Annotated in this window: 21 protein-coding genes and 2 pseudogenes; 13 read left to right on the top strand and 10 right to left on the bottom strand. The window is 65.0% G+C overall.

What is annotated here, in order from left to right; translation table 11 throughout:
- Positions 1-34 precede the first annotated feature (34 nt).
- Positions 35-898, top strand: coding sequence for a GRP family sugar transporter (locus tag VZQ01_RS27240; RefSeq protein WP_426745088.1), 864 nt, complete (start codon positions 35-37; stop codon positions 896-898).
- Positions 899-1,083: 185 nt separating this feature from the next.
- Here VZQ01_RS27240 and gstA read toward each other — a convergent pair whose 3' ends face one another.
- Positions 1,084-1,692, bottom strand: coding sequence for a glutathione transferase GstA (gstA, locus tag VZQ01_RS27235; protein WP_426745087.1), 609 nt, complete (start codon positions 1,690-1,692; stop codon positions 1,084-1,086).
- 135 nt (positions 1,693-1,827) lie between these two features.
- Here gstA and VZQ01_RS27230 point away from each other — a divergent pair, with 135 nt between their 5' ends.
- The 6 genes from VZQ01_RS27230 (at position 1,828) to VZQ01_RS27205 (ending at position 8,166) form a co-directional block, all read left to right on the top strand.
- A complete protein-coding gene (locus tag VZQ01_RS27230) occupies positions 1,828-2,223 on the top strand; it encodes a winged helix-turn-helix transcriptional regulator (protein ID WP_267699551.1) in 396 nt (131 codons plus the stop codon).
- A 151-nt stretch (positions 2,224-2,374) separates the two neighbouring features.
- On the top strand, positions 2,375-2,971 hold the full coding sequence (locus VZQ01_RS27225) for a hypothetical protein (protein ID WP_223751339.1): 597 nt from the start codon (positions 2,375-2,377) through the stop codon (positions 2,969-2,971).
- A gap of 164 nt (positions 2,972-3,135) precedes the next feature.
- Complete coding sequence (locus VZQ01_RS27220; protein ID WP_426745086.1) at positions 3,136-4,029, top strand: bestrophin family protein; 894 nt, start codon at positions 3,136-3,138, stop codon at positions 4,027-4,029.
- A 76-nt stretch (positions 4,030-4,105) separates the two neighbouring features.
- The gene (locus VZQ01_RS27215) at positions 4,106-5,521 is read left to right on the top strand and encodes an MATE family efflux transporter (RefSeq protein ID WP_426745085.1); all 1,416 of its coding nucleotides are present in this window, start codon (positions 4,106-4,108) and stop codon (positions 5,519-5,521) included.
- 256 nt (positions 5,522-5,777) lie between these two features.
- On the top strand, positions 5,778-6,413 hold the full coding sequence (locus VZQ01_RS27210) for a CAP domain-containing protein (RefSeq protein WP_223751336.1): 636 nt from the start codon (positions 5,778-5,780) through the stop codon (positions 6,411-6,413).
- Positions 6,414-6,753: 340 nt separating this feature from the next.
- The gene (locus VZQ01_RS27205; RefSeq protein ID WP_267699546.1) at positions 6,754-8,166 is read left to right on the top strand and encodes a hypothetical protein; all 1,413 of its coding nucleotides are present in this window, start codon (positions 6,754-6,756) and stop codon (positions 8,164-8,166) included.
- 74 nt (positions 8,167-8,240) lie between these two features.
- Here VZQ01_RS27205 and VZQ01_RS27200 read toward each other — a convergent pair whose 3' ends face one another.
- Positions 8,241-9,119: an aldo/keto reductase gene (locus VZQ01_RS27200; protein WP_426745084.1), complete on the bottom strand. Its 879-nt coding sequence runs from the start codon at positions 9,117-9,119 to the stop codon at positions 8,241-8,243.
- Positions 9,120-9,353: 234 nt separating this feature from the next.
- Between VZQ01_RS27200 and VZQ01_RS27195 the strand changes: the two genes are divergently transcribed.
- Positions 9,354-10,931: a hypothetical protein gene (locus VZQ01_RS27195; protein ID WP_223751333.1), complete on the top strand. Its 1,578-nt coding sequence runs from the start codon at positions 9,354-9,356 to the stop codon at positions 10,929-10,931.
- Here VZQ01_RS27195 and VZQ01_RS27190 read toward each other — a convergent pair whose 3' ends face one another.
- From VZQ01_RS27190 to VZQ01_RS27160, 7 genes are all read right to left on the bottom strand, one after another.
- On the bottom strand, positions 10,932-11,444 hold the full coding sequence (locus VZQ01_RS27190) for a type II restriction endonuclease (protein ID WP_426745083.1): 513 nt from the start codon (positions 11,442-11,444) through the stop codon (positions 10,932-10,934).
- A 97-nt stretch (positions 11,445-11,541) separates the two neighbouring features.
- A complete protein-coding gene (locus VZQ01_RS27185) occupies positions 11,542-12,012 on the bottom strand; it encodes an NUDIX hydrolase (protein ID WP_426745082.1) in 471 nt (156 codons plus the stop codon).
- A 93-nt stretch (positions 12,013-12,105) separates the two neighbouring features.
- Positions 12,106-12,576, bottom strand: coding sequence for an NUDIX hydrolase (locus VZQ01_RS27180; RefSeq protein WP_223751330.1), 471 nt, complete (start codon positions 12,574-12,576; stop codon positions 12,106-12,108).
- Positions 12,573-13,748: a DUF2380 domain-containing protein gene (locus VZQ01_RS27175; RefSeq protein ID WP_426745081.1), complete on the bottom strand. Its 1,176-nt coding sequence runs from the start codon at positions 13,746-13,748 to the stop codon at positions 12,573-12,575. The genes VZQ01_RS27180 and VZQ01_RS27175 overlap by 4 nt, the downstream gene beginning before the upstream one ends.
- Before the next feature lie 352 nt (positions 13,749-14,100).
- On the bottom strand, positions 14,101-15,447 hold the full coding sequence (locus VZQ01_RS27170; protein WP_426745080.1) for a hypothetical protein: 1,347 nt from the start codon (positions 15,445-15,447) through the stop codon (positions 14,101-14,103).
- 121 nt (positions 15,448-15,568) lie between these two features.
- On the bottom strand, positions 15,569-15,805 hold the full coding sequence (locus VZQ01_RS27165; RefSeq protein WP_408889204.1) for a hypothetical protein: 237 nt from the start codon (positions 15,803-15,805) through the stop codon (positions 15,569-15,571).
- Positions 15,806-17,275: 1,470 nt separating this feature from the next.
- Entirely contained in the window at positions 17,276-18,610 is a 1,335-nt protein-coding gene (locus VZQ01_RS27160; protein WP_426745079.1) for a HEPN/Toprim-associated domain-containing protein, read from the bottom strand.
- Between the two features lie 784 nt (positions 18,611-19,394).
- Here VZQ01_RS27160 and VZQ01_RS27155 point away from each other — a divergent pair.
- The 5 genes and pseudogenes from VZQ01_RS27155 to VZQ01_RS27135 all read left to right on the top strand — a co-directional run bounded on the left by VZQ01_RS27155 (position 19,395) and on the right by VZQ01_RS27135 (position 24,425).
- Complete coding sequence (locus VZQ01_RS27155; RefSeq protein ID WP_223751325.1) at positions 19,395-20,069, top strand: class I SAM-dependent methyltransferase; 675 nt, start codon at positions 19,395-19,397, stop codon at positions 20,067-20,069.
- 412 nt (positions 20,070-20,481) lie between these two features.
- Positions 20,482-21,423 carry a hypothetical protein gene (locus tag VZQ01_RS27150; RefSeq protein WP_223751324.1) on the top strand — a complete coding sequence of 314 codons (942 nt, stop codon included), beginning with the start codon at positions 20,482-20,484 and terminating at the stop codon, positions 21,421-21,423.
- 922 nt (positions 21,424-22,345) lie between these two features.
- Positions 22,346-22,498 (top strand): annotated as a pseudogene (locus VZQ01_RS27145) (AAA family ATPase); the annotation flags it as partial.
- A 123-nt stretch (positions 22,499-22,621) separates the two neighbouring features.
- A complete protein-coding gene (locus VZQ01_RS27140) occupies positions 22,622-23,683 on the top strand; it encodes an AAA family ATPase (RefSeq protein WP_223751405.1) in 1,062 nt (353 codons plus the stop codon).
- A 13-nt stretch (positions 23,684-23,696) separates the two neighbouring features.
- Positions 23,697-24,425, top strand: coding sequence for an HNH endonuclease family protein (locus tag VZQ01_RS27135; RefSeq protein ID WP_223751323.1), 729 nt, complete (start codon positions 23,697-23,699; stop codon positions 24,423-24,425).
- 222 nt (positions 24,426-24,647) lie between these two features.
- On the opposite strand, the pseudogene VZQ01_RS27130 reads toward VZQ01_RS27135, so the two are convergent.
- A pseudogene (locus VZQ01_RS27130) lies at positions 24,648-24,890 on the bottom strand (transposase domain-containing protein); the annotation flags it as partial.
- Position 24,891: the final 1 nt, after the last annotated feature.

Here is a 24,891-nt window from a genome sequence, read left to right as displayed (position 1 = left end):
AGATTCCGGGGGGCCGTAGGCGGGGAGCATGGGGATGAGCCTGGAGAACCTGGTCGTGCTCATCCCGCCCCTGTGCTGGGGCATCCAACCGCTGCTCGTCGCGAAGGTGGGCGGTCTTCCCAAGCAGCAGGTCCTGGGCAGCACGCTGGGCGCGCTGGCGCTGGCCCTGTTCGCGCTCAACGTCGTCTCACCGCACCTGTCGCGCACGGTGGTGCTGGCTGGCTTCGCCTCCGGCGCCTGCTGCGCGGTGGGCCAGACGAACCAGTTCCGCTCGTTCGCGCTGCTCGGCGTGTCGACGGCGATGCCCGCCATCGTCTGCCTCCAACTGCTCGGCACCTCGCTGATTGGCGTCCTGGTATTCCACGAGTGGCCCACCACCGCGAAGGTGGCGCTGGGGACGACGGGGCTCGTCGTGGTGATGCTGGGCGTCGCGATGACGTCCTACAAGGAGGTCCGCGACACCGCGAGCCCCGCCCAGCGCAACGCGGGGCTCACGGCGCTCCTGCTCTGCGGCGCGGGGCTGGTCGCCTACGTCATCATCCCCAAGTGGTTCGGCGTCAACGGCTGGGACGCCATCCTCCCCCAGTCGGTGGGCCTGTTGACGACGGCCTTCCTGCTGTCACTGCGTGGCGAGAGTCGGCCCTTCGTGAAGAAGACCTGGCTCAACATCCTCCCCGGCCTCATCTGGGCGACGGGCAACCTGGCGCTCCTGCTGGCCGACGAGCGCGTGGGCGTCACCACCGGCTTCACCGTGTCGCAGATGGGCGTCATCATCTCCACGCTCGGCGGCGTCTTCCTGCTCGGCGAGCACAAGACGCGCAAGGAGCTGGTGCTCGTCTTCATCGGCGTCGCCCTGGTGATTGCAGGGGGAGTCCTCGTGGGGCAGGCCCGCGCCTGACGGAGGGGCCTCCGGGTCCGAGCCCCCTCCTGGAGCGGTGGCACACCGCCATCCGCCTCCAGCGGAAGAACGACCCCGTGAAGGCGATGGAGGACCTGCGCCGACTGGTCGACGCGGGACACATCCCCCCGACGAGTACGAGTCGAAGCGGACCGAAATCCTGTCCCGCATGTGAGGCCGGGACGTCAGGCAGGGAGCCCCTCGGCCTCGAGCGCCTTGCGCACGGCGGGACGCGCGGTGACGCGCTCCATGAACGCGAGCAGGTTCGGGAAGCCGGACATGTCCACCTTCACGTACTTCGCCCAGCGGGTGACGGTGTACAGGTACGCGTCCGCGATGCCGAAGGTGTCCCCGAAGAGGTAGGGGCGCGTGGCCAGGCGCTCCTCGAGCAGTTGGTAGCGCTTGAACAGGTAGGCCGTGCGCTCCTCGCGCACCTCGGCCGACGTGTTGTTGCGGAAGAGCGGGGCGTAGGTCTTGTGCAGCTCGGAGTTGATGTAGCCGAGCATCTCCTGCACGCGGTAGCGCTCCAGGCTGCCCGCCGGAGGCACCAGCCCCGCCTCGGGCCGCAGGTCCGCCAGGTACTGCACCAGCGCGGGGCCCTCGGTGAGGACGTCGCCCGGCTCCAGCTCCAGCGCCGGCACATAGCCCTTGGGGTTGACCTTCCAGAAGTCACCGCCCGACTGCATGACCTTCGTCTGGGTGTCGACCTTCTCGAGCTGCAGCGTGAGGCCCGCCTCGTGCGCGACGATGTGGGGGGACAGCGAGCAGGCGCCCGGCGCGAAATAGAGCTTCATCGGCTTCCTCGTGGTGGATGGGAACGACGGCGCATGAGTAACGGGGCTGGGTTACCTTTGGAAAGTTGTGCGGCTAAGGTGAGCGCACTTTCCACTCACCCCGCGGTAACTCCACTCACCTGGCGGTAAGTCCCCATGTCCCTGAAGCTGCGCAAGAGCAAGGCCCCACCGCCACCGCCCGGCTGTCCCATCCATGCCTGCATGTCGCTCCTGGGCGGAGCGTGGACCACCAACATCGTCTGGCAGCTGTCCGGCGGCCCGCGGCGCTTCGGCGAGCTGCTGCATGACATCCCCGGCATCTCACCCAAGGTGCTCACCACGCGGCTGAAGGAGCTGACGGAGAAGGGCGCGGTGACGCGCGAGGTGCGGCCCACGTCACCGCCCTCGGTGGAGTACGCCCTGTCCCCGCTCGGCGAGGAGCTGCTGCCGGTGCTCCAGGCCATCGTCCGGGTGGGAACGCGGCTGCGCGAGGTGACCCTGGACCCACATCGCCACGAAAGGCCCACCCGCCGCGCGCAAAGACAGACCTGACCCATCCTCGATGTGGCCCCAGGTCCAAGTGCCGTCTGGTCAATGTTTGTCACGCCAGGAACCCGACAGCCTCCTTGCCCGCAGGTGTCGGTCCCCACGGCGCCAGGGCACGTATCCGTATGATGTATGCCCATCAACCCAAGGGGCATTCATGCGTTGTCACGTGTCGGGCTTCGTCGCGGGGCTTCTCGTCATCGCGGGGTGTGGTGTCGGACCGGAAGCGCTGGAGCCGGAGCCAGGAGCCTCGACGAGCCCGGCAGAGGTCGGCGCCGCCGAGCAGGGACTGCTGACGCTGGTGACCTGCGGAGGCACGGTCATCTCCACCTTCGACCCGCCCCTGAAGAACGAACCGCAGGACGTGGTGGCCTCGGCGGGAGGCGTGCTGTCCAACTGCCTGCTCTCGGGACTGACCGCCACCTTCGTGCCTCGGACGGGCCCCATCAAGGCCGCGTCGTGCCTGGACCTCCTGCACTCCAGCTACGGCACGCTGCGGCTCATCTGGAGTGAGCCGGGAAACCCAGCCCCGGGAGAGTCCGAGGTCCTCTTCTCCGCCACCGTCATCGGGGTGGGAGACGTGGCGACGACCATCACCGACACGGGCACGGTGAGGTCGGGGAGGTTCGCGGGCGCGACCATGGTGCGGGTCAGCACCTACGCGAACGACCTGCTCGGCAACAAGTGCGCGTCGCCAGAAGGGCTCGCCACGCTCAACGGGTCCGTGACGTTCGTCCTGACCAGGCTGTTGTGAGCCCTTGGAGGCACGCCAGGGACTGCCCCGAGGTGCGCTGAGCCGACGGGCGGGGGCTCGTCCGCGCGGATGCCCCCGATGAGTCCGCCTTCAACGAGGCCGGGGCGTCCCCACCCTGCCCCGGCCTCGCGTGTTACAGGGGCGGCATGATTGTCCGCCCGCGAATGCACTGGCTTCGCATGCTCTTCGTCTGGCGTGGCTCGGTCATGCCACGCATCTTCCCCCGGCTCGGCTTCTTCCTCGCGCTGGCGTGCCTGGCCGTCGTCCTGCAGCCGCTGCCCTTCGACCTGAAGTTCAACCTCCGGGAAGGTCCGCTCGGCCTGTTGGGCGTGGCGCTCGCCATCTTCCTGGGGTTTCGCAACAGCACCGCCTACGACCGCTTCTGGGAGGCGCGCAAGCTGTGGGGCTCGCTGCAAATCGTCTCGCGCTCCTTCATGCGCCAGGCCCTCTCGCTGCCCACGCCCGCCCTCTCCGCCGAGGAGCGCCGCGACGTGACGGACCTGCTCCGCGCCCTCGCCCTCACGCTCAACCACCAGCTGCGCGGCACCCCCGTGGCGCTCGACGCCCTGCCCCCGGGCGTGCGCGAGCGCGTGGAGCAGGCCGGCCAGCGCGCCCCCCGCGTCATCCTGGCGCTGGCGGACTGGGTGGCCCGGATGCGGCGGGAGGGACGGCTGGGCGAGCTGCTCGTCGCCCCGCTCGAGGCCAACCTGGACCGCTTCTCGGAGGTGCTCGGCGGCTGCGAGCGCATCGCCAGCACCCCCATCCCCTACGTCTACAGCGTGATGCTCCACCGCACCGTCTACATCTACAGCCTGCTCCTGCCCTTCGCCCTGGCCGGCAGCCTGGGCTGGTCCACGCCCCTGGTCTCCGTCTTCGTCACATACACGTTCATCGCGCTCGACATGGTGACCTCCGAGCTGGAGGACCCCTTCGGCACCGAGCCCAACGACTTGCCGCTCGACGCCCTGACGCGGAACATCGAGCGCGCCGTGCTGGAGCTGGCCGGCGAGCCCCTCCCCCCACCCACACGCCCCGACGACAGCTTCCTGCTCACCTGAGCTCCCCCGGATTTTTCCGGTGTCTCCCGCGCGACACCATATTACGCTCATCATACGTCACGCGGGAGCGGGAACCATGCAGGTGAAGAGCGCACTCTCCTCGGAGGCCGAGGCCAGCGGCGAGCAGAAGGCGGGCGCCACGGGCGCGGACATCCGGCAGGCGCTGCTGCACGGGCCCATCCTCCCCACGCTCTTGAAGCTGGCGGTGCCCACCACGGTGGTGCTGGTGGCGCAGTCCTTCGTCGGCGTGGCGGAGACCTGGTACGTGAGCTTCCTGGGCACCGACGCGCTGGCGGGCGTGTCGCTGGTGTTCCCCATCTTCATGTTGATGACGATGATGTCCAACGGGGGCATCGGCAGCGGGGTGGCCTCCGCGGTGGCGCGGGCGGTGGGCGCGCACCGCAGCCAGGACGCGGACGCGCTGGTGTGGCACGCGGTGGTGATGGGCGTGGGCCTGGGGCTCGTCTCCACGCTGCTCGCGTGGCTGGGAGGCCCCGCGCTCTACCGCGCGCTGGGCGGCGAGGCGGGGGCGCTGGACGCGGCGGTGGAGTACTCGAACTACCTGTTCCTGGGGGCCATCCCGTTCTGGGTGGTGAACCTGTTGGCGGCGGCGCTGCGAGGCGCGGGCAACGTGAAGCTGCCGGCGAAGGTGACGCTGGCGGGCGCGGGGGTCCTCGTCGTCATCTCCCCGGCGCTCATCTTCGGCGTGGGGCCGCTGCCGGCGCTGGGCATCGCGGGCGCGGGGCTGGCCATGGACCTGTTCTACCTGGGTGCCGCGCTCTGGCTCCTCAAGCACCTGGCGTCGGGGCGCACCTCGCTGCGGCTCTCGCCCGCGCGGCTGGAGGGGCGGCTGGTCCGCGACATCCTGCGCGTGGGGCTGCCCACGGCGTTCAGCGCGGTGCAGCCGAACCTCACGGTCATCGTCGTCACCGGCGCGGTGGGCCTGTTCGGCGTCGAGGCGCTCGCCGGCTACGGCATCGCGTCCCGGTTGGACTACCTGCTGGTGCCGCTGCTGTTCGGGCTGGGGACGGCGGTGCTGACGATGGTGGGCACCAACGCGGGCGCGGGGCAGTTGGAGCGGGCGCGGCGCACCGCGTGGGTGGGCGCCTGGCTGGGCTTCGGGGTGACGTCGGCCATCGGACTCGTCGTGGCGGTGGCGCCCGGCCTCTGGCTGCACCTGTTCAGCCAGGACCCTGCGGTGCTCGCGCCCGGGGCGCTGTACCTGCGCATCGTCGCGCCGTTCTATGGCCTGCTGGGCCTGGGCTTCGTGCTCGGGTTCGCCTCCCAGGGCGTGGCGCGGGTCTTCTGGCCCGTCGTCGGAGGCACCGCGCGCATGCTCATCGCCGCGGGCCTGGGCTGGCTCGCCGTCTCCCACTTCGGCGCGGGCCTGCCCACCCTCTTCGCGCTCGTCTCCGCCGCCCTCGTCGCCTTCGCGGCCGTGACGAGCGTGGCCACCCTGGCCGGCGCCATCTTCCGCGAGGGGCCCCGGTAGCGCGCTTCATTCCCACGAAGTGACGCGGACAGGGGTGATGGAACATTCCGGCCGGCAAAGGAAGACAAGCCACGTGTGAGGAAGGGGGCCAGGAGCGCCACGATGTCCTGGTAAGATTTGCATCGCATTGAGCGCATGGCCCCTCGCCCGAGCAGCCGGGCGCAGGGTTCCCTCTCGACATCCCGTCGGTCCTCGCCAGGATGAGGAGACCATCTCGTCCGGAGATGGCCACACCTCTGACTCGAAAGGATTCGCGATGCGATGGAGCTCCGTCCCCCTGTTCCTGATGGGCGCCGCGCTGATGGGCGGCTGTGGTGGGCCCGAGACGCCGTCCGCGGGTGGCCCCGGTGGCGCCCCGGAGGAAGGCACCCTGATTCCTCCCATGCACGTGGAGACGGGAGGCGCGCCCTCCGGCACCGGCTCCGTCACCGCCAGCGCCATCTGTAGCGACGTGGCGACGTGGGACCCGGCCTGGGCCGCGTTCGAGGAGCAGGTCCTCGTGCTCGTCAACCAGAAGCGCGCGGCCGGGGCGACCTGCGGCGGCACGGCCTATCCCCCGGCGCCCGCGCTCACCATGAACGACCAGCTGCGGTGCGCGGCGCGGCGCCACTCCAAGGACATGGGCGTCAACAACTTCATGAGCCACACCGGCTCGGACGGCTCCACGCCCTGGCAGCGCATGACGGCGGCGGGCTACTCCTACCGGCGCGCCGCGGAGAACGTCGCGGCGGGCTACGCCACGCCCACGGCCGTGGTGAACGGCTGGATGGCCAGCAGCGGCCACTGCGTGAACATCATGAACGCGCAGCTCGTGCACATCGGCGTCGGCTACTACAACGCGCCCTCCAGCACCTACAAGCACTACTGGACCCAGGCGTTCGGCGCGCCTTGAGCCTGTCGCACCCGGGCCCGCGCCTCACCGGCGGGCCCGGGGCAATGACTGCTCATCCAACGCCGTATCGCGGGATGAGTCAGACCTCGCCACCCGTTTGCCAATCAAACCTTCACGCGGCTGTAGCGCTCCTCGCCACGCGTCGGACGGATTCGTGGCGGAATGGGTTACGCCCTTTCGTCCACCGGTCGACACTCCCACCTCCCCTCGGTCGGGGAGGTCCGGGGGCTGTCTCAGGAAAAACAAACAATCCATGTCACGGGCACGAGACCTGCTTTGACAGACACCACGACCGACAATCCCTGTCGGCCGTGCCTCCTGTCTCATAAGGGGTTTCCCCATGTCATACCGTCCCACGCGGGGTCTTCTGGACCTCGTGCTGCAACCGCTGCGCTCGCTGCCCCTGTCCGTGCTCGCGCTCGGAGGCCTGCTGCTGGCCCCGATGGCCCGCGCCGCCGACCCAGACCCGCAGGCGGAGAAGGGCGCCGCGGCGACCATCACCGGGCTCTCCCTGGTGGGCGAAGGCGGACTGAAGGTCCGCATCCAGTGGGCCGACAACCAGGAGCTCCCCTCCGGCCTCGTGCTCACGTCCTACAACGGCAAGGACGAGGGGACGGCGAGCGTGGAGGTGCAGCCGGAGCCCGGCAAGGAGACGGAGATCTCGCTGGATGGCGCCATCAAGGAGTTCTGGGAGACGGGCTGGTCCCAGCGGCTGGTGCTCGAGGACAGGGAGGGCAAGGAGACCCTCCTCACGCAGCCCTACAACCTCAACCTCGACTGCCCTGACGACAAGGAGTGCCAGCTCACCGTGGCGCCGGGCGCGGGGACGAGCGGCGACGTGCTGCACGTGAGCGAGGAGCTGGACGCGGCGCTCGCCGAGGTCGCCGCGAAGGCCGGTGAGGGCAAGGAGGTCGACCTGCTGGACGAGGTCGTCGCCATCAATCCCGCCCTGCGCGGCCAGGCGGTGGCCTACTCACTGGCGCTCTCGAAGCTCCAGGTCCAGGGCCCCTGCACCTGCGTGTGGCAGGCCGTTTATGGCCAGAGCCCCTCGGGCTCCGGTTACAGCGTCTACATCAACAACAGCGGAGGCATCGTCAGCGGCACGAACGGCCCCGGCGCCAAGCACGCGCTCACCGCCCTGGGGCGCAATGGCATCTCCTACGGGTTCTCCGGCATCAGCCAGGTCAACCTCCGGCTCAACTGCTCGCGGTGGATCATCACCTATTACATCGAGTGGATCGTCACCTGGCCGGGTGGCCCGCGCTTCCCCATCCTCGTTCCCCGCCTGAGCATCGCCGCGTGCACCTCGACCTGCCGGGTGCGCTTCGACCACCAGGGCCGCATCAGCGGCTCCACCTTCGCGGCCTATACCAGCCCCGGCGCGGCCACCGCGTACGAGCAGGGCTCCTATCGCGTGGACGGCACGTATCTGTTGAACACGAGCGCCAGCAACGGCGGGTTCTTCAACCAGCTCAGTGGCGTGTCCCTGTTCTCCAACGTCGGCACCATCGGCCGCGTGGACTCCTACGGCTACGTGTATGCCTACTCCCCGACCTTCCCCTACTTCGCGTCGGCGTCCATCTCGAATGGCCACTCCATCGCCATCCACGGCCAGTCCTCCTGCCCGAACGGGCCCTATGGCCACGCCGCCGTGTGGACCTACGGCACGTCGCAGGGCACGCCGCAGACCACCAGCCTGCGCAACTCCATCCGGAACTTCTTCCTGAACTGGGGCATCTGGACCAACCCCTGAGTCCCGAAGCGGAGTGATGGCGCCCCGGAGGCCAGCCCGAGCACCTGGGCCGGCCCGCCGGGGCGCCGTCGTCTTCAGCGGCCCGAGGCCTGGGCGTCCACCGCGGCCAGCTCGTCCTTGCTCAGTGAGAGCTCGGCGCCCGCGAGGTTCTCCTCCAGGTGCTTCACCGAGGAGGTGCCCGGGATGGGCAGCATCACCGGCGAGCGGGCCAGGAGCCACGCGAGGGCAATCTGCGCGGGGCTCGCCTGGTGCTTGCGCGCCGCCGCGTCGAGCGCGCCGCCCGGCTTCGCCAGCCCGCCGGTGGCCAGCGGGAACCAGGGGATGAAGCCCAGCTGCTCCTGCTCGCAGTACGCCAGCACCTGCTCGTGCACGCGGTCCGTGAGGTTGTAGCGGTTCTGCACCGACACCACGTCCACCACCTTGCGCGCGCGCTGGATGTCCTCGACGGAGACCTCCGACAGGCCGATGTGGCCGAGCTTGCCCTCCTTCTGGAGCGCCTTGAGCTCGCCCAGCGACTCCTCGACGGGGACCCTCGGGTCGATGCGGTGCAGTTGGAACAGGTCGATGCGCTCCAGCCTCAGGCGGCGCAGGGACATCTCCACCTCCTGGCGGAGGTACTTGGGCGCGCCCACCGGGTGCCACTGATTGGGGCCGGTGCGCACCAGGCCCGCCTTGGTCGCGATGACCAGCCCCTTCGCGTACGGGTGCAGGGCCTCGGCGATGATTTCCTCGCTCACATAGGGGCCGTAGGAGTCGGCGGTGTCGATGAAGTCCACCCCCAGCTCCACCGCGCGGCGCAGCACGCGCACCGCCTCCGCCCGGTCCTTCGGCGGTCCCCAGATGCCGGGGCCGGTCAGCTGCATGGCGCCATAGCCCAGGCGATGGATGGGCAGCACTCCGCCCAGCTTGAAGACGCCGCTCTTTTCGACAGGTCGTGACGAGGTGCCGCTCATGGAACGCTTCCTCCTGCTCTGAAGGTAGGGCGCCTGGATAACGCCCCTGGAGGACGCCTGCTCGCCGCGATGACGGGCGACGGGGCCTGCGTCCCCCCGGGCCCTCCAGCCGGGGAGCGGGCGTGCTCGACGTGGTGCGTCGCCCTGGGGGCTTGCGGCTCCCCGATATCCTTTTCGACCCCGAGCGTTCCAGCCCCGCCACTGAGTTCTCCGACGCGACAAGGGAGGCCATCGATGCACCGAGCCCTGGCTGGTCTGGTGTTGCTGCTCGCGGGTTGTGCGAGGAACGTCCGTCCCCCCGAGCAGGCCGAGGCCACCCAGCCCGCCCCGCCGCCCGTGGAGCCGGAGCAGCCGAAGTACGAGCACATCTTCCTGATGCCGCCGGAGCGGGCGCTCGCCGAGGCCGCGAAGCTCCTGAAGAACGAAGGTTGGGTGCTCCAGCCCATGGAGGACCCCCGGCTGTTGCTGACCGAGTGGCGCGCGGCGCAGATCGGCACGAAGTCCTGGGGCTACCAGAGCGACGGCGACCACACGCGCTACCTGGTGTCCAGCGAGTCCCTCTCCGAGCGCGAGTGCATCATCCGCATCTTCCGGATGAAGCGCGTCGCCTTCAGCAACGACGTCGAAATCAAGCCCGAGGCGAGCGGCGCCATCCACAACCGCTTCGTGGGCATGAAGCGCTTCGAGGACGAGTTCCGCGCCCGGGGCGCGCCGGTGGAGCTGGCGCAGCGCGAGCGGGACACCGCGGCGTGGGTGGAGCTGGACGGCGCCACGCAGGGGACGCGGGACTTGGAGCTGGAGCGGCAGCTCACCCTGATTCTGGAGTCGCGCCCCTCGCTGGAGACGCTCACCGGCTCGCTGAAGCTGTCGCGGGATGACTCGTTCGCGCGGGATCCGACCTTCTATCTGCGGCGGTGGAAGGAGCCGGTGCAGGAGCCCTGTGAGCGCAAGGTCCCTGGGTTCCAGCCGCTGCTGAAGGCGGGGCTCACGGTGCTCATCGGTGAGCAGTTGGGCACGCGGGAGGTGCCGGCGAGCGTGGGAGATTTGATGTGCGAGGCCTCGCAGGCGGGCCATGCCGTCACGCTCGCGCTCACCGTGCCCGACAAGGAGCAGGCGCGTATCGATGCGTACCTGGCGAGCGCGGGCAAGCCGGCGGACCAGGACGCGCTGCTCGGGGGCCACTTCTGGCGCAAGGTGCAGCAGGACGGCCGAGGCAGCCGCGCGATGATGGACTTGCTGGACCGGGCGCGGGCGCTGAAGGCGCAGGGCCGTGCGATTTCCGTGGTCGCGATGGACACGGACATGAGCCAGGGGAAGGCGCGTGACGCGCACATGGCGGGCAAGGTGTTGAAGCCTCGCGCCGCGCGGCCCCAGGACGTGTTCCTGGTGCTGGCGGGCAATGCGCACACGCGGCTCGGGGACGCGGACTGGAACGATGACTTCGTGCCCCTGTCGCGGCACGTGGTGGAGAAGCACCCGGACGTGAAGGTGCTGGAGGTGGGCTACGCGCAGGGCCGCCGCTGGGGTTGTGACGTGGAGCTGAACGGGGACATCACGTGCAACGTGATGGGCATCACCCCAGGCCCGGTGGTAGAGATTCGTCCCCAGACGCCCGTGGGTATCCGGATGCTCCCCAAGGTGCACTCGGAGGGGTTCCATGGCTTCCTGGACGTGGGAGCGCTGACTGTGTCGCTGCCCGCCATCGCGCTGCGCGGACATGAGCCGGAGGCGCCGGCCGCCGAGCCCGCGAAGCCCCAGGTTCCCACGCCAGCGGCCAGTGGGGCGGCGACGACGCCCAGGTCCGCGCCGTAGCTACCGGAGTCGGGGCACCAGTTCCGGCACGGGCGGCGCTTCCGGATGCCAGCCATTCAGGGAGGAGCGCTCGCCGGGCTGGCGCTTCTCGACGCGCCACTCGATGCGCTCGGTTGGGGCGCGCACGTCCAACGAGAAGCAGACCACCCAGTGCGCCGCGTACTCGTCGAGCGGGAAGCGGCTCTGTACCAGCGACTCGCGAATCACCACGCCCCCGGACATCCCGGTGGACCAGCGCACCTCGATATCGACGGCGACCTTGGCCCGGTCCGAGTCGTCCTTCAGCAGCGTGAAGTGGGGATACACCTCGGGAGGTGCATCGACGACGCGCAGGCCGTGGCGGTCCGCGATGTCGACGAGCAGCGGCTGGCAGTAGAGCTCCAGCAGGGACGCGAGCAGCCGTGAATCCAACGTGGCCAACTGCGGCTGGATGACGGGCTCCAGCAGGCTGCGGACGGCGAAGTGGATGTCTTGACGTCGAACCGCCGCGGCGAACTCGGTTTGCAGGTTCACGAGCGTTCCCCCCACCTGATTCCCCGCAGCATTAATCGAACCCGTCCCCCGCCGCCAGTTCCCGCCGCTTCCGGCCACGAGGGGCTACCCACTTCGTTCAGGCTTCGTCGTCCGGCAGGAGCGTGCGAAGCAACTCGTCATCAGGACCGAGCGGGCGCCAGCCAACGGGCGGGGGATTGGCGAAGAGAGCGTCACTCGCGCGGTCAACACGCTCTTGGTGTGTTTCCGGGGTGTAGGCGAACCACTGTCCGAGCGCTATCGCAACATCCGTTCGTGCCTCTCCCTCCAGTGCGACAGGCCAGCCACCAGGGAGATGTTCGTACAACTCCCTCACGAGTTGCCCGCGCACCAATCGAGTGAGCCTCTTGTTGCGCTCAGCCTCGGCGACCAGTCCCTTGAAAACCTGAACGCCCGCAACGTCATCCGGGCCAAGCTCCTCTGCAAGCGCGATGAGGGATGCGGTGGGGCGGTCCTCGGCAAAGGCAGTGACCGAGTCGTAGCCTCGCTCGCGGACCCGTTCGTACAGGCGAGCCTTGATGTTGCCCTGCCAAGCTGCTCCGTCGCTCATCGCCTTCTCCTCTGCATGACGTCCAGATTGACTCGTGGCGGCGCTACAACGTGGTGCCCCGCCTCACCCACTGGCGGGGCCACCATCTCCGGCTCAGGCTTCGTCGTCGGGTAGGAGAATGCGGAGCAGCTCATCGTCGGGGCCCATCGGACGCCAACCGGGCGGCGGCGGGTTTGTGCGAAGCGCAGCTCTGGCGTGCTTCACGCGCGCCTCATGCGTCTCCGGGGTGTAGCTACTCCAGCGAGCGAGGGCTTGGGCAACATCGAATCGGTTTGTGTCATCCCGTACAGAGGGCCACCCAGTAGGAAGGCTCGCATGCAGTTCGCGCACGAACTGCCCACGCACCAAACGAGTGACCTGATGGCTTCGCTCCGCTTCAGCTACGAGCCCGCTGAACACCTGCACTCCGGCAACATCGTCAGGCCCCAGTTCCTCGGCCAGTGCCGCGAGCGAAGCAGTCGGGCGTGCCTCGGCAAATGCGGTCAGCGAATCGTAGCCGCGCGCTCGGACGCGCTCATACAGACGGGCCTTCCAGTTCCCCTGCCACGAACGCCCGTCGGTCATCGGCTCGTCCCCTTCATGAACTTCATCGGGATGTCGTACTCCTTCAAGTATCCCGCGATGAGCCTCAAGATCTCGTTCCGCGTCAACCTCTGGCCGTTTTCTGCTTCAGCCTCCCGCAGCGCCTTCATGATCATCCGGTTCCACTCCCCGGGCCATGTGCGTCCCAGCCTCCAGTTCCCCCCTCCGTGAATCGCCTCGTGATGGGCCTGCTCCAGGCGGACACAGAACTGGTCGATGTCCATGTCGCCCTTGAAGCCGCGCTGCTCGAACCACTCGCGGTGCTCCTTCGGCATGACATGGTGCCTTGGCACCTCGGACATGCCCGCCCCAGCTCTACCTGTCACCCGCATACCGCGCACCTCGGGACTGTCCCCCAGCGCTTCTCGCACGCCCTCGGGCAAGTCCTGGTGCGCCTGCGCCATCATCACCTGTCCACTGTGGATGCGGACCGCCGCGCTAACGACGGGAAGTGAGATGACGCCTGCCTGCACCAGCCTTCGCATCATCTCCACCCACTCAGCGGAGACGACGAGCTGGGAGCCCGCCATGACGCCGCCTGAACTCATGACGAGTCCCACGCCGAGCGTCGCAGGGGCGGAAGGTGGAAGCCTGGGCATCCCCAGCTTCAGCGTGGAAATCATGGCGAGCATCTCCAACACCTGCGCCGCCACCATGACCTTGCCTCCGGTCTCCATGGCGGCCCTGGCATCCGCGTGCATCCTGTTGAACTCGCGCGTCAGCTTCCCCATCAGCTCGGGCATCGCGAGTGCCGCCGCCTCCACTCGCTCGGGGTCGCGAGAGGCGAGGTCCGCGAGCGTGGGCTCCATCAAGCCCTGAACGCGGTGGAGGTCCACGAACAGCTTCTCGTCGCCGCACATCGGGCACTCGCGCAGCAGGACGTCGGAGAGCTGGAGGAAGTCCACCCAGGTGGCGAACAGCAGGGCACCGAACATCGCGGACTGGAGCCGTGGACCCGCCATGCGAAGGAGGGCCAACTCCAGCTCCGAGTCCCCCACCTCCGACGCGTCCCCCGCCAGCATCGTCGCGCTTCCGAGGGCGCCGCGAATCCACGCCACTTCATGGGTGCCGTGGTCGAGATAGCGCGTGAACGCTCCCCCACTGAGAGCCCTGCCACTGAACACGGGAGCGCTCTTCGCGAGTTTGGAGAACATGGCTTCGGACTCCTTCAGCGAGTCCTTCACCTCGTCGAGGGAGTCAAGGAAGGCTTGCCGCGCCGAGGCGGCTTGCGGGCCTCTGCCTCCGACAGCTCCAGATGCGGTGCCAGGTGCTGCCTTCGTTCCCTCACCTCGTGGCCCGACATGACGGAAGAGGCGCTGCCCAGCCCCAGAGCCCGCGAGGGAGTACGGAGGGGAGCCGGAGGCATGAGGGCCTTCGTCACTCAGCACGTCCACCCGCTCGGGAGAGGTCGTCCCGCGAGGCGTGTAGTTCAGCGTTCCACCACGCCCGGAAGCATGCGGCACCGACGCGCATCCCGTGGCCAGCACCACGACCAGGAGCAGGGCTTCAGCGCGCATTGTCCACCCCCAAGCCCATCGAGGCGAAGGCCCCCGGTCGCAACGTCCCGTCCGCCGTGGGGAACAACAGCGTGCCGCCTGTCCCCATCACGTAGAACTTCCCACCCAGGAACCTCCAGCGGACTTCCGCGGCCCCCAGGTAGCGCGCCCCGATCTTCCAAGCTCCAACCGCGAGCCCCTTCAACGCGACTTCCAAGGCGCGCTCGAAGAGCTGCACCGCAACGCGACCGTCCACGTCGACGCGCCCCCACGAGAAGGCTTCCGCGCCCACCGAGAGGCTCAGGTGCTTGTAGGGCCCTCCGTAACTGACGGCATCCCACTCCACGAGGGCTTCTCCGAATGCGGAGTAGCCGTCCGGGAAGTGAGCCTCCGCAAGTGGCACGCCGTCAGGGCCCGCCGCCTGGAAGCGCGCCAGTTCGTAGTCCGCGCCGAAGTAGCCTTGTCGGAAGCCGCCATGCTGGCGCCTCGCCTCCAGCCTAAGGCGCAGGTTGAACCTCTCGGAGAGGGAGTCCACCCCGCCTCCCATGACAGCGCCCCAAGCACCGCCCTCTCCCGGCTGCCCGCCCCACCCCGCGTTCACGTAGGCCTCCATGCCGGGCCGCACCACCATCACCGCCATGGCATCCAGGTGGGCCAGCGTCATCGACGCCGCTGCTCCTCCCGCTCTCCCCCAGTCATGGGCGGAGGACAGGGCCAGCGTGTACCGGCCCCGCTGCTCGGGTTGCCCGAAGAGGATGTGCTCCAGGTCCAGGGAGAACTCCGCGCCCACCAGCCGCGCGCCGAGCACATCCGAGGCGAACGCTTCTGTGTAGAGCGGACCCAACGTGCCCGTGAAGATGCCCCCAGCCGGGTGGTAGTCGGGATTCGTGCGGTTGGAGTAGCGACGGACGAGATGGCCGGAGAGGAGTCGGTATTCCTCCAGCGCGCCGAACCAGACGCCAAGGGGCGCGTCGTCGGAACCCAACTTGAGGCCGCGAACGAGCTGCCCCCAGTCCGAGAGCGTGTCCCAGTCCTCGCGACGCACGAGGGTCCCGCCGTCGTTCCCGCCCCACAGGCGAAAGCGCACGGGCGCTCCCACGTTGACGCCGAACTCTGGACCACCGTCGAGGATGAACGTGGGCGCAACCTGCACGAAGCCCTCGTCATCCCCCGCGCCAGCGCGAGGCAGCAACGCGAACGACGTGGTTTCCACGCGCGTCAGGTAGTGCCACTTGCGCGCGGGTGGTGCGGCCGAAGCGGTGGAGGCTTCTTCCTCCGGGGCTGAAGGCTCCGAGGCCCCTCCTGTCGCCGGCAACAGCAGCAGCGCGGCGGCCAGACAGCTTCGACTCCTGTGCATACACGCCTCCTGTGCGTGCCCCGGGATGAGGCACGAAGAACACACGCCTCCCGGTCGGCTGGAGCGACTCGCGCCGCGCCGATGGTGGCTCCGTGGTGGTGAAGGGAACGGGGTGCCGCCGCTACGCGGTCAGCGGCTTCGTCAACGTGCGACGGCGCGGAGCTGCACCGGGCTCCGTTGCCACCGGGTTGACGATGCCGAGCGCGAAGCTCGCGTCGTCCATGCGCGCATGCACGCAGGCCAAGGCCACCGCGACCTCCGCGCTCCCGTAGAGGATGAACGCCTCGGAGAAGTAGCGGTCACGCGCCTGGGCAACGGACAGCAGGGTGTTGAGCGGCAACCCTGCGACGCTCTCCATCGTCACACGCAGGCCCGTCTCCGACTCGAAGAGGCCATGGACGCGCGCGATGCTCGGGCGACATGGGACAGCGCTCCCGGCAGGCCGAGAGTCAGATGGATTGGACATGGGCAGGACGCTCCGAGTGCCAGCGCAACAGGGGTCGCGCAAAGGCAGACTCAAGGTACTACCAGTCCTTCCACATCTGAACGACGTGACAGGTCCAAAATGCTCGAATCACTATCGTCAAGGAGAACGCACACTGGAATAGTCCAGCCGTCTGGAAGCTGGGCCTCCGTGTAGCGCCCTACTGCAACTCAAAACCTGCAAGACCCGCAGGGAGCAGACCGGCCGGGCCACTCGCCACGGCGTGAGCACGAAGCGCTTCCACCAACTCGGCGTGAGCGAAGTGGCTCGCCCCCCTGAGGATGACGAGCCCTTTCAACTGGAGGCGGCGGGAATCGAAGCCGCACAGGCGGATTTGGTCCCTACTCGGACCGAAGCCTGCCCGCCCGGTTTCCCCTCTGAAACAGGGCTGGCTTCCCGTCCAGGAGAGTTCAGGAGCGTCCAGGTGATTTGGTCCAAATTTGGTCCCATCGGGACCATGGCCATCCCAGAACCAGTCGCATTACCAGTCTGGCTCTGACTGGCGTCCGCACATTACCCCCAGAGGCTCGTACGGACACCTCCACCTGAGAGGCTCAGTTGGAGTGTGGCAGCAGCAACACGCCCCAACGGGGCAATGGAGGCAACCCACGTCCGGTGTGCATCCGGCCATGGCCTGGGCACCGCGCTACCACGAGGGGTTGGATTCCTCTGTATTCGCCAGTCCCGCGTACCGCACTTCCCGTTTCGCCCGCGTCGAGCACCACATGGACCACCGCTCATGACTCTCAATCGGGGCTGGTGAGCAGCCGAGCGTGAGCTGACCGGGACGAAACGGCAGGTGCGCTTCCCGTTCGGCTCTGTGTGCGCAGAAGTCTAGAAACCGGGAAGGCCCTGCCCAGGGGTAAGGTAGGGTTCGTGTGTGTCGCGGCCGCAGCGCCGCTCACTGAAGGAGTGGCTGCCCGCTCCCCCCTGCGGCGGTGCCTAGCGGTGGTGGCCGTGGCGCGTGGTGAGTTGTGCAGCAGTCGTGCAGCGCCCCGGCTCGGGCCTTGTCGTGCGTACCCCAAAGCTGTACCTGGCTGGAGCGCTCCACCCGGACACAGGGAAGCTGATGTGGGTGGAGGGCAAGACGAAGGCGAGCGGCCGCGTCGCGCTGCACTTCCTGCCGCCCTACTGCCCCCGGACGCCAACCGCATTGAGCGCGTCTGGTTGGACCTGAACGCCAACGTCACCCGCAACCATCGCAGCCGCACCCTGAGCGGGCAGATGGGGCGGGTCCATGCCAACCTCACCGCTCACAACGCTCGGGGCACTGCCAGTCCATGCCTGCGCCAGACCGAGTTCAACCGTGCCGTCTGAGTCCGTGCGAGAATCATGATCGGCCGTTTAGTCATCTGAAATATGGGTCGGCCTGTTACTGAAAGCACCGACCAATCGCGAAATAATTAGCTTCATGCCACTCCAGTCGAGAGTCTTGATGAGGGAAGGATCGGCGCTTGCGGCGGCGACCTTCTGAGAAAACCTAGCCTGCAACACAGCCTTGCTAGACAGCTCGCCCTGATATGAACTTGTAGCATCATCAAAGCTGCGCCAGACAACAGGCACGAACAAGCCGCTCTCTTGACGCAATACGTCTTCACCAAAATAAAGCTCCACACTCCCAGCCAGCCCATTAACATCCATCGTGGCCGCGCCTGATGGCCCTAGAGTAGGATAGTTCTTGGCAAAATCGAGTGGCGGGTAGTGGGCAATCACCATGGAGGCAGGGAGCTTGATACGGGACAAGCCGCGAACCGCAGCTCTTGCGGCCGTGTCATTGTCAAAGAGGGCAATCACTCGATTTGCAATGCCGGCACCAGCAAACGCCTTTACGGTGGCCACAAGGGGACCCGCTCCGCCAGCAACAGCCGCGCCCTCAAAGTCCATAAATGCAAAGGATTCGCTCAGATGTGGATACAAAACCCCAAGTGCCCCCTCAAGCGCCCTACGGTCTGTCACCCCTTCTGTAAGTATAATGACGCGCGTGTTGGCTAGGAGATCTTCTGCTGCATTCGTGCTGGCCGTGGAGGCCACCAAGTCTGAATATCGGTAGTGGCCAGCCGAAACCACTTCATTCAGGTCTTGCGACAGCACGGTGTTGTCACCGCAGGCCTCAATCACAGCGCGGAGAAAGAAGCGAGGATCGACAGAGGGAAAACGGAATAAATACTCACTCTCACCACCTAGCAGATAAGCACCTATCGGCGAAACGCTGATGTGGTCTTTTGCAGGCGTGTGCAGGGGATCGGTATTGTAGCCGTATGCTCTGCGGCGCTTGAGTTCAGCGAACTCAGTAAGCCACTTTTCAAATGAGAGCTGCTGTAGAAACTCTATATCTTGTAGCCAGTGCACCGAATCGGGGAACTCAGTGAGCCAATTTCTAATTCTCTCCAGCCGAGCCTTAATGCCGCGCTGATATACGTCTCGGGTCGCATCGAGCGTGAAGCCCATGACGTCGAGACGATCTTTCACCGCCCATCCTGGGGCCGCATAGCCGATGTCAATTTGTTCATCCTCTTCATCAACCTCGAAATCAGTGGGAACTGACTTGCCAGTCTCATGGCGAGTCCCATCATCGTCAATTCGGACAACTCGGATGTACTTATCCGCTTCACGGAACACCGTCATGACCGTCTCATCGACTATGCTCCTTGTCGAAATAATCACATAGTCGTCAATCATTAAGTCTGTGTAGCTGCCCATTATTTATTCTCGCTGTCTTAAGTGGGTGTAGCTGCGGGCGTCGAACCGGAGGGCATGTGTAGCGTTTCTCAGCCCTGAATTAGACGAACTCCACTGCGTTTGATGTCTATGCGCTCCATCTGGCCGGAGGCTGTGCCAGCTGCTTCCCAAACGAAGAGGCAGCCAGCACTGCGATGACCGACACGGCGCGCCGGACGGATTCTACGGCCGCAAGGCAGCGCTCGGGGTGAATAGGCCCCAATGCCGTCATCGAGTGGCTGAAGGAACCTCGTCCTATTCATTCGGCACGACTGGGCAGGTGGGCATATCGGGACGAAACATAGCCCTTGCCCGGTAGGTTATGCACGCGCAACTCGTTCTTGAACGCCTCTTCTGCCTGTTTCACAATGGCAGGTTCCCTGCCGAAAGCGCTGCGGTCATGGCCGACTGGCGGGCCACCCCAGCGGAGCGCTCACGGTTCTCCTCGGAGCCGGAGAGTCAAGGGTCGGCGACGCCGAAACCCGAACGACTATACGCCTTGACCATCCTGCATCGCGCGCGTACAGGGCAACAGACCTCATGCGGCCAGTCCTGATCACTCAGGAACTGCTAGCTGCTTGACCGACCTGGCCACGCTCCGCTTGCCGAGCGTCGCCTCGGAGCCATAGGGCCACCTTGGTAGGCGGTGGAAGGTACGAGTTCGCCATGGACCGTCCTTGCTAGCGACTGGTTTCCACGCAGCGAAGTTGTCGGCGAGCGTCGAAAGTACGTAGGCTGCCGTAGCATGAGCGACAACCACAACGAGTACATCCCTTACGAACCGTCGGCAGACATCGCGGCAGCGCTCGTGTTTGGCGCCGCGTGGCCCGGTGCTCAGGTTCTTGAGATCGGCTGCGGCATTGGAGATGACGCTTTGTTTCTTGCAGAATCGGGCTGCCGGGTGACGGCCTTTGACCGATCAGAACTTTGTGTTGCCTACGCACGATCCCGGCGCAAGTGGCTTCGAAATCAGATCGAGCACAAGTGCACCTTCTCAGTTGGCGACCATCGCGACCTGATGAAGTTGGCAAAGTTGAATAAATCATTCGATCTTGTTTCGGACCGTTTGGTCTTCTCGAATATTGGCAACCAGCGCATCAGGACTAGCTATCTAAAGCATATTGCCCACCTAGTTCGTAGAGGTGGAATTTTCTTCCTGCGCGTGGGGACAGAGCCTATCGCAACTGCTTTTGCCAAGCTCAATTTTACACCAACCGACAAGGCAACATTGGAAGAACTATTTCAGCCAGTGGATTTTTGGGTAGGACGACGTGGAGCATCCACGCCGCGCCGCACGTCGTTGCCTGGCAGATGGATGCCGATGCTTCCAACTCGTGGTGGATATTCTGCTGCCGCTGCGGTCTTCTTGCTCGAAGCGAAAACCCATCAAGGAGCATCGAAGCCAGTGCGAAGGGCGTAAACTGACATCGTGGAAGTAACTCACTCAGGGAGCCACCTTGGCCCCGAGCCTCCGTCGCACCTACATTCGCCGGGGGGGAAGGTTGCGCGCCGAATAGTGCCTTCATGTCCTCCCCCATTTCATTCGACCCACCCGCACTACGGCGCAACCCAGCCGCTTTGGAAAGACAACACCCACAAGTTGCTATCAGCAGGGGGAGACACTCAGGGAGGTGCCCGCCATTGACAAGCGCCACCGGCACCATCTCCAGCGTCAACAACTCTGGGCGCATCATAGGATTGTCCGAGTGCCGCTTTGGGTGATGTCTAGCACTCCTCACCACAACCCTCACCATAACATGAGCGCATGGAAATCTTGCTTGCCTGCACATGTCGCCTAGACTCTCCATGCCTCGTCTCTAGCAGGAAACGCAATGGCCTTCTTCGAATCTACATCCGGCGCACAAAAGAACCTCGTCGAGCTTTTTGACTTTGTTTGGCCAACGGCCGCCGCGATGTGGAACCTGCGTTGGCAAGTCAGTGGCTACCTTCAAGCGCTCCCTTCCGCCCCCCAAGAAAGCCTTATGGGGCGATTCGTTGAGGGCAGCGGAATCCAGGGAGTTAACCTAAGAAAAACCTGCCTTGATCAAACATGGGAGTCGCAGCAAGAAGAATTCGCCCGCTTCGCACTCATCAACACGATAGCTACCTTTGAGGCATGGCTGCGTCAGACCCTCAGAACCCTAGGGGCAGATACAAAAGAGAACGAAAAGGAACTCCAGTTCCCTACCGAGACCACCAAGGCAAAAACAAGAGGGGTACAAAATGCAATTGACCGAATCACTACATCAGAATCAAATCTGATCAAGGGGGTGTTTTATCCATTGCTTCGGCAGAATCGAAAATATGCAACTGGCCATTTGGAGAGCCTCCTGATCTGCTATCGCTATTTCAAAGAACTCAGAAACTCACTCATTCATCATGGAGGGGAGGCAGACAAAAAAGCAGAAGAGGCCTACGCAGCCTTCGCGGCTATAGCAACGCCTAGCCAACTACATGTTGCAGAGGTTCCAAAGCACCATGCAGTTTACAGCGGCACTCCCATAAAGCTTGACCTCCGGGGAGTGGCCGGGTTCAGCGATATCATCATAAAGATCATCACAACGCTCGATGCCGAGCTGGCGCGTGCGGAATCAGCAGAGCTGGAACTCAAGAAACGCATTTTGAAGGTCTCAAAAACTAAGCACCAGCTATCATCCGACAAAAACAAGCGGCACCAGCAGTTACTCGGACTGACGCGGAAGCTTGGTCTTCCCAAGCCAACCAGTACGATAGAGTTCGAGACATTTCTCCGAAGTCACAATCTCGCCAGTTGAGAATGTGCTATTCATAAGTTCGAAGAAAGGACATTCGGAGCTAAAGATAGCGCACAGGTGCGGGCGCGGCCCAATAGACATCGCCCGTGCGCCGGGTCGGCGCGTGCTCCGCTGACCCGGCAGCCGCGCGGACGCAAGGCCGAAGTCCATCAGCTTCACTTCCCCCGCGAGCGTCATGCGAATGTGTACCGGGTCAGTCGCGCGGTGGACGATCTTGCGGCCCCGGAAGGCGCGCGTGCCGTGCACCACCTTGGAACCCTGTCCTGTCCGGTGTGGGTAGCCAGGGCCTTGCCGAGCACCGGCTCAGCTCCGTGAACGACATCCTTGCCGAGCGTAACCTCGGCCATAGGGTCCGCCGGTGCGCAGTGGCGGCTAGAGTTCACGCCGGGCACCTCGGGCCGTGGTGCCCCGCTATGCGGTGGTCGCCAATCCCCGTGCCGAGCGCCACCCTGGAGCCGTGGTGCTTGCCTGTGCCAAGCATCATCTCGGAGCCGTGGCGCCCGGGGCGCGGCAGCCGCCAGCGCCGCGCTGCCCCCCTGGCGTAGCGACGCCAGCCTGCGCCGAGCGACACCTCGACGGCGTGGTTGCCCCCCCCGGCAGTGGTGGCTGCCAGCGACCGTGCCGAACACCCTCGGCGCCATGGTGCCTGCCCGGCGGGAGTCGCGGCCAGTGTCCGTGCTAGGCGCACCTTCGGGCCGTGGCACCTCGAAGGTGCTAGCGGTAACGGCGGCCATCGCGATAGGGACATACTTGGTAGCTTATCCCCCGAGCCAATAGGAAGGCGAAGCCCCCACTGGAACCTACTCTGAGTCCCTGGGAGTCGTGTGATACAGCGATGATGACCTCGTACCTGCGGGCTGGTAAGGTCAAGGGGAGACACTAAGAACTCGTTCCCTCTGTCGCTGGCCTGGAAGCACCGACAATGTACATATCTCATGTTCGCATCGAAAATGTCCGCGGTTTCGGCTCCAGGAATGCCGTTGATATTAAATTTGGTCGGAAGGCTGGATGGACCGTAATCGCCGGACGCAATGGCGCAGGGAAATCCACGTTCCTACGTGCCATCGCTCTTGCCGCTGCTGGCCCGAGTGCGGCTAGAGCCCTTACCGAAAGTTTTCGGGGATGGGTGCGGGACGGAAGCACGCACGGCAGTGCTACTGTGGAGATGGTTGCTTCTAGTGAAGATAGGTTTCAAGGGATGGGCAAGCTGCCAACGAGCGGCTTCAAAGCATCATTGACATGGAACCTCAGCGGGGGGGCGCAAGAGCCATCGCTTGAGGCAAGCCCAAAGCCAGAAAAAGTTCTGAGAGGGCCGTGGCGCGGGCCTTGGTCTGACAACCCATCCGGATGGTTCGTAGCAGGATATGGCCCGTTCCGCCGCCTAACTGGCCACGCCGCCGATGCTCAGCGTCTCATGGTTGCACCTAATCATGTCGCCCGGATGGTGAGTCTTTTTCGAGAAGACGCCTCTCTGATTGAATGCGTACAGTGGCTAAAGCATGTCTATACGAGAAGACTAGAGAAAAAGCCGGGATCCGCCGAGCTTGAGGAAGCCGTATTGGGCCTTCTGAATGATGGATTGCTCCCAGACAAAGTCAAAGTAATACGCATTGACTCTGAGGGGCTATGGGTCGCCCAAGGCAACTCTGAGCTTCCTTTGCGCGAACTGAGCGATGGATACAGGGTTATTGTTGCTCTGGTTCTCGATATTGTTCGGCTTCTCCAGCAGTGCTACGGGGAACTGCCAGTCAAGAACAACAATGGCCACCTCGAAGTCGACCTGCCTGGGGTTGTGCTCGCCGATGAGATTGATGCGCATCTGCATGTCTCATGGCAGCAGCGGGTGGGCTTTTGGATGAAGCGTCATTTCCCTCGGATCCAGTTCATTGTTTCAACACACAGCCCATACATCTGCCAAGCTGCCGACGAGGGCGGACTTATCAGGCTGCCAGCGCCGGGCGAGCTAGGGTCGGCCTCAATGGTCGACAAAGAAACTTTCAAGAGAGTTGTGCATGGGACTGCCGATGAAGCTGTTCTGACAGCGCTTTTTGGACTTGAGAAGACTTGGTCTGATGAGACTGATCGACTGCGGCGCGAACTCAGCCACTTGCGTGCCAAGCAGTTGCAGGGGCGGGCTTCCAGAAAGGACCTATCTCGGGCTCAGCAACTTGAGATGGACCTGCCTCTAACACCCACAGCATCAGTTGAGCGGGCTCTCGACGACGTCAAAGCGCTACTTGGCGTTCAAGCCGCGAAATGAAGGCCCAGCCCACATGAAGCGGACAACTAGAGGGCAACTCTCTACGCGCGCCCAAGCTTTTCTTCATGCCCGCGCAACCAAAGTGGCCAACTCCAAAGATAAAGTTGGAGAGGTGGATCGACTCTGGCAGTTGCAGAGCAATAGCGCATTTAAAGAGGTTCGTGAGATGCTTAGGCAGATGGCATCTGGCATTCAGCGCTGCATGTATTGTGAAGATAGTCTAGGCACGGATATTGAGCATTTCTGGCCTAAGAGCCAGCACCCAGAGCGAGCTTTTGACTGGCTCAATTTTCTGCTCGCGTGCTCTTATTGTAATAGCAATGCCAAGCGCAGCCAGTTTCCATTGGATGCCAACGGCGCACCATTGTTGATTGATCCAACAGCGGAGGATCCTGCTGCTTATTTGCAGTTTGTGCCAGAAACCGGCTCCTTTGTGAGCAGTACACCTAAGGGAGAGAAGAGCATCGAGGTTTTTGGTCTTGATCGGCAGACACTGGAGCAGGGGCGAAGGAATGCGTGGGTGACGATCCTTGCATTGCTTGAGATGTATGCTCAGTTAAAGGCCGCTGGCGATCTTGTGCGAACAAAAATTCTAGCGACCGTGCTGCGGCAACACTCGTTCTCAGCTGTTCTTCAATACGCAATCAGGATTGCACAACAGCCAATGGCACATACGGCTATTCCTGCTTCTGTGCTCGAATTGGTGCGCAATAACAAAGAGATTCAGGAGTGGGCTACCTGACCTGGGTTCCCGGTCGTCCGAACTTGATCGACACTGCTTTTTCCGCCTGTCCGACGTAGGCGCGCGTGGATCTAATGCTGGCTGCCACGTCCGCTTGACTGAGCCCCAGCCGCAGCCGCGCTGCTTTCGCGGTGCGGCGTATCCGTCCGGTCATCGACGTGGCGTGAGGGGTTGAAGACGGACGAGGTCCGTGCCCGACAGAGGCCGGGGCCGTAGGTGTGTTCAGGAAGCGGGTTGGGGGTGTGACTCGGGCGGGCCGGTGGTCTGCCGACGCTTCCACTCGTGAGGCAGCAGCTCCGCGATGCGCGAGTTGGGATGCGTCTGGACGCGGAGCAGGACGTCAGCCAGGTATGCCTCAGGGTTGACGCCGTTGGCCTCGCAGGTGGCCACCAGGGCGTAGAGGCCCGCGAGGTTCTCACCCGCAGCTTCGTGCCCGACGAAGAGAAAGTTCTTCCTGCCGAGGGCA

The organism is Myxococcus faecalis (assembly GCF_050039385.1).
Taxonomy (GTDB): domain Bacteria; phylum Myxococcota; class Myxococcia; order Myxococcales; family Myxococcaceae; genus Myxococcus; species Myxococcus fulvus.
This window is presented reverse-complemented; position numbering and strand designations above follow the sequence as displayed.

Excerpts from the sequence above, each read along its gene's own strand:
- VZQ01_RS27240 (WP_426745088.1), top strand. The coding sequence starts at position 35 with ATGAGCCTGGAGAACCTGGTCGTGCTCATCCCGCCCCTGTGCTGGGGC.
- gstA (WP_426745087.1), bottom strand. The coding sequence starts at position 1,692 with ATGAAGCTCTATTTCGCGCCGGGCGCCTGCTCGCTGTCCCCCCACATC.
- VZQ01_RS27230 (WP_267699551.1), top strand. The coding sequence starts at position 1,828 with ATGTCCCTGAAGCTGCGCAAGAGCAAGGCCCCACCGCCACCGCCCGGC.
- VZQ01_RS27225 (WP_223751339.1), top strand. The coding sequence starts at position 2,375 with ATGCGTTGTCACGTGTCGGGCTTCGTCGCGGGGCTTCTCGTCATCGCG.
- VZQ01_RS27220 (WP_426745086.1), top strand. The coding sequence starts at position 3,136 with ATGCACTGGCTTCGCATGCTCTTCGTCTGGCGTGGCTCGGTCATGCCA.
- VZQ01_RS27215 (WP_426745085.1), top strand. The coding sequence starts at position 4,106 with ATGCAGGTGAAGAGCGCACTCTCCTCGGAGGCCGAGGCCAGCGGCGAG.
- VZQ01_RS27210 (WP_223751336.1), top strand. The coding sequence starts at position 5,778 with ATGCGATGGAGCTCCGTCCCCCTGTTCCTGATGGGCGCCGCGCTGATG.
- VZQ01_RS27205 (WP_267699546.1), top strand. The coding sequence starts at position 6,754 with ATGTCATACCGTCCCACGCGGGGTCTTCTGGACCTCGTGCTGCAACCG.
- VZQ01_RS27200 (WP_426745084.1), bottom strand. The coding sequence starts at position 9,119 with ATGAGCGGCACCTCGTCACGACCTGTCGAAAAGAGCGGCGTCTTCAAG.
- VZQ01_RS27195 (WP_223751333.1), top strand. The coding sequence starts at position 9,354 with ATGCACCGAGCCCTGGCTGGTCTGGTGTTGCTGCTCGCGGGTTGTGCG.
- VZQ01_RS27185 (WP_426745082.1), bottom strand. The coding sequence starts at position 12,012 with ATGAGCGACGGAGCAGCTTGGCAGGGCAACATCAAGGCTCGCCTGTAC.
- VZQ01_RS27180 (WP_223751330.1), bottom strand. The coding sequence starts at position 12,576 with ATGACCGACGGGCGTTCGTGGCAGGGGAACTGGAAGGCCCGTCTGTAT.
- VZQ01_RS27175 (WP_426745081.1), bottom strand. The coding sequence starts at position 13,748 with ATGTTCTCCAAACTCGCGAAGAGCGCTCCCGTGTTCAGTGGCAGGGCT.
- VZQ01_RS27170 (WP_426745080.1), bottom strand. The coding sequence starts at position 15,447 with ATGCACAGGAGTCGAAGCTGTCTGGCCGCCGCGCTGCTGCTGTTGCCG.
- VZQ01_RS27165 (WP_408889204.1), bottom strand. The coding sequence starts at position 15,805 with ATGGAGAGCGTCGCAGGGTTGCCGCTCAACACCCTGCTGTCCGTTGCC.
- VZQ01_RS27160 (WP_426745079.1), bottom strand. The coding sequence starts at position 18,610 with ATGATTGACGACTATGTGATTATTTCGACAAGGAGCATAGTCGATGAG.
- VZQ01_RS27155 (WP_223751325.1), top strand. The coding sequence starts at position 19,395 with ATGAGCGACAACCACAACGAGTACATCCCTTACGAACCGTCGGCAGAC.
- VZQ01_RS27150 (WP_223751324.1), top strand. The coding sequence starts at position 20,482 with ATGGCCTTCTTCGAATCTACATCCGGCGCACAAAAGAACCTCGTCGAG.
- VZQ01_RS27140 (WP_223751405.1), top strand. The coding sequence starts at position 22,622 with ATGGGCAAGCTGCCAACGAGCGGCTTCAAAGCATCATTGACATGGAAC.
- VZQ01_RS27135 (WP_223751323.1), top strand. The coding sequence starts at position 23,697 with ATGAAGCGGACAACTAGAGGGCAACTCTCTACGCGCGCCCAAGCTTTT.